Annotated in this window: 4 protein-coding genes; all 4 read right to left on the bottom strand. The window is 40.7% G+C overall.

Annotation, left to right across the window (positions count from 1 at the left end):
• Positions 1 to 38: 38 nt before the first annotated feature.
• The gene (locus AC1DWN_RS30435) at positions 39 to 1226 is read right to left on the bottom strand and encodes a glycosyltransferase (protein ID WP_477562600.1); all 1188 of its coding nucleotides are present in this window, start codon (positions 1224 to 1226) and stop codon (positions 39 to 41) included.
• On the bottom strand, positions 1189 to 2355 hold the full coding sequence (locus AC1DWN_RS30440) for a glycosyltransferase family 4 protein (protein ID WP_477562601.1): 1167 nt from the start codon (positions 2353 to 2355) through the stop codon (positions 1189 to 1191). Before AC1DWN_RS30440 ends, AC1DWN_RS30435 begins: the two co-directional genes overlap by 38 nt.
• Positions 2356 to 2376: 21 nt before the next feature.
• Entirely contained in the window at positions 2377 to 3258 is an 882-nt protein-coding gene (gene galU / locus AC1DWN_RS30445; protein WP_477562602.1) for a UTP--glucose-1-phosphate uridylyltransferase GalU, read from the bottom strand.
• Between the two features lie 25 nt (positions 3259 to 3283).
• Positions 3284 to 3551 (bottom strand): polysaccharide biosynthesis protein (locus AC1DWN_RS30450; RefSeq protein WP_477562603.1); only part of this gene is annotated, 268 nt, incomplete at its 5' end.

A 3551-nucleotide genomic window follows, 5' to 3' on the forward strand; every position in this document is an offset into this window, starting at 1 on the left:
GATCATAGTGGCCTTCTTCCATACGATGTACGATGAAATCAAATTGTATTTTTCTTCGATCCATTTGACGGTAGTAATTCATCAACATCGTTTCTAAGCCACCGCGATTCATCACTGTCACTACTTGTAATATCCGGACCGGATTCAAGCTGAACTCCCCCTGTATTTTTTTTTCTAATCCAATTGATTGCTTTAAGCATGAAATATATCAAAATGGAAAATCTTAATTTAGCACTCAAAAAAAATGCTTTCCATACAAGCGGACAGTTTTTCAGTGGAAACTGTCTCATAGAAGTCTTTACCCGATCATTATTTAGGAGCGTATGAAGTGACCTGATTTTCATTCGCATAGAAACATGATTATCATCACTTATGATGTTAAGTCCTAATCCCAAAACATTGATGCATATTCGATTATTCAGAGCCAGATAATACTGCTTGGATAAATTCTTTTCCTGTATAAAAGCTTCAATAGTTACGTAAAGTTTATTGAATTTTTCTGCTAATAAGGGGTTGTGTTTTGAAGTAATAGAATCCAAATTAGCACGCCAGTAATGATAAAATGGAGTATTTATAAAGACAAATGAATTGGCAAAATAGGATGCATTAATATTAAAGAGAGAGTCTTCATTGCTCCCCACCACATGAAGATCAATAAATTGCAACTGATTTTCTTTGATAAGTTTGGACCTGTATAGCTTTGACCATACCGTCCCCCAAGCGTCCAAATATTCAGGATTCGCAAGTTCCTCACCTAAAGGACCAACGAGACGCCTTAAAATATTTGTTCGGACATCCTCAGATTTATAGGTAACCTTAGCAGGGAAATTAAATTTTTTTTCATTCGAGTGTGTGCCAAACTCACGGATGTATGTACACATAACAATGTCAGCAGTATCTTTAACAGCCGTGTTATATAATTCTTCATACATCCTAAAGTCCACCCAATCATCAGGATCTACAAAACCAATAAATTGTCCTCTTGCTGCTAAAATACCTTTATTACGGGCTGACGAAACTCCGCCATTTTCCTTATTAATAATAATAATCCTGGGGTCATCTTTCGCGTAATTCTCTAGTATTTTTAAGCTATGATCACTAGATCCGTCATTAACAGCTATAATCTCAATGTCTGCTAGGGTTTGAGATTTTAAACTGTTTAAACATCTTTCCAAATACTTTTCCATATTAAATATAGGCACGATGATACTGACTTTGGGATTCATTTTCTTCCCCCAACATAAATGACTTATAAATTATTCCTAGTTCTTCCCTCACCTGACCTAATGAATAAGAACTAACAGCCGCCACACTTTCCGCTCCCATCTGCTGTCTAAGCTCAGGAAACTTGTAAAACATCTCGATTCTCCACGCAAACGTCTCAGCATCACTAGGCTCAACAAGATAGCCGTTTTCCCCATCCTGAACGAGCTCTGAATGGCCCCTATTCTGTGTGGCAATAATGGGGAGCCCGCAAGCCATTGCTTCCATAATATTGACAGGCAAGCCTTCACGAAGACTTGAAGCAACAGCGAGATCACACATAGGCAGCAACCTGTCAATATCGCTCCGATAACCGAGAAACTCAACCATTGAAGTAACCCCAAGCGCAGCGGCTAGTTCCCTGCATGACTCTAGCAATGGTCCCTTGCCCGCTAGTAACAGTCGCACATTAGGCACTTTCTCCTTAATCAACGCCAATGCACCAATGAGCAGCTTCTGATTTTTGTTTTGGTTAAATTCCGCTGCATAAAACATTAGAAAGTCGTCTCGTTTGTAATTGAACTGCTGTCTAAGCAGGCAATTATCATTGTGCGAAATCGGCTTGTAGCGAGTTGTATCCACTCCAACACCATGAACATGAGCAATCTGTTTCGCTTTAAAATTCCGAGTCGTAGCGAGTTTATAATCCTCGTTGTTAATTGTAATTAAACAGTCCGTGATACCAGACAAGCTCTTCTCAATTGGATAATATAGCATCCAATTAAGGAGCGAGGCTCCCTTGCAGAAGTGAAAGCCATGTGCAGTATAAATGACCTTTGTCCCCTGCTTTCTTGCTTCCCGAGCAGCTAGTCTTGCCAGTACTCCTCCCATTGGTGTATGACAATGAATAATCTTGTAGTCCTGCTGCTGGATAATCGTCTTCAGTTCCTTGTACGCATTTATATTTTCCTTATGAATAGGCGAACGTTGAATGGGTAAGTCAAATTTCTGATCAACAAAAGGAAGGTCCATATCCCCATTAGCGGCGACATGAACCTCCCAGCCTTGCTCTTTAAACCATTCCAGCACGGGCAGATGAAATGCCTTGAAATGGTAATCAACAGTTGCGCAGAACAATATTTTACTCCGCATGATTAGAATCCTATCAAAGCCTTACTTAAGAGCGGCTTCCCTCTCCACAATTTTCGAAAGATAAGACATAAGCTCATAACGCAGGTCATCCCGCTTCAGAGCAAACTCTATCGTCGTCTGAATAAAGCCCATCTTCTCGCCAACATCATGCCGCACCCCATCAAATTCATAGGCATATACCGCTTCAAGCCTATTTAATGCCGCAATGGCATCGGTTAACTGGATTTCTCCTCCAGCGCCTGGCTCTTGATCGCCCAAAATCTCAAAGATAGAAGGGTTAAGAATGTAACGTCCCATAATCGCCATATTGGATGGCGCATTCTCACGTTTAGGCTTCTCAACCAAATGTCTGACGCGGTGGAAGGCTTCCTCCATCATTGTTCCGTCTACGATCCCGTAACGGGATACCTCTTCTTCTGCAACTCGCTGCACCCCAATAATTGAGGTGTGATATTGCTCATATTTCTCGATCATTTGCTGTATACAAGGCTTATCAGCAGAGATGATATCATCCCCTAGCAGAACAGCAAACGGCTCGTTACCAATAAACTTTCTGGCGCACCAAATAGCATGCCCTAGGCCTTTTGGCTCCTTTTGGCGGATATAATGAATGTCGACCATATCTGATGATTTACGGACTTCAGACAACAATTCAAATTTATGCTTGGCGGTCAGAATTTGCTCTAGCTCAACCGAGTTGTCGAAATGATCCTCAATCGCTCGTTTGCCTTTTCCGGTAACAATTATGATATCTTCAATCCCCGACTCAATGGCTTCCTCCACAATATATTGAATAGTTGGCTTATCCACGATCGGAAGCATTTCTTTAGGCATCGCTTTAGTTGCAGGAAGGAATCTAGTTCCTAGACCTGCAGCAGGAATAATCGCTTTTCTTACTCGCATTGCTCCTATCAGCTCCTTCTTTCTATTAACCTGTTACAGATACAAATTTCGGTATAACCTTGTTATTCGCGATATCAAGTAATCGCACTCGTAATTCAGCTTTTGTCATTCCATTAAATTCTGCGATCATAAGCTCTATTTCGTCGTAATAGATCTCGACAGATTTGCCAATATAGATTTTCGGGTATACTTGCTTTTCATTTATTTCGTTTTCCTTAAGCATTTCTTCAAATAATTTTTCACCAGGCCTAATACCGGTAAACTGAATGCCAATTTCCTCTACCGTGTAGCCC

Source organism: Paenibacillus sp. P4_A7, from assembly GCF_056402455.1.

Excerpts from the sequence above, each read along its gene's own strand:
- AC1DWN_RS30435 (WP_477562600.1), bottom strand. The coding sequence starts at position 1,226 with ATGAATCCCAAAGTCAGTATCATCGTGCCTATATTTAATATGGAAAAG.
- AC1DWN_RS30440 (WP_477562601.1), bottom strand. The coding sequence starts at position 2,355 with ATGCGGAGTAAAATATTGTTCTGCGCAACTGTTGATTACCATTTCAAG.
- galU (WP_477562602.1), bottom strand. The coding sequence starts at position 3,258 with ATGCGAGTAAGAAAAGCGATTATTCCTGCTGCAGGTCTAGGAACTAGA.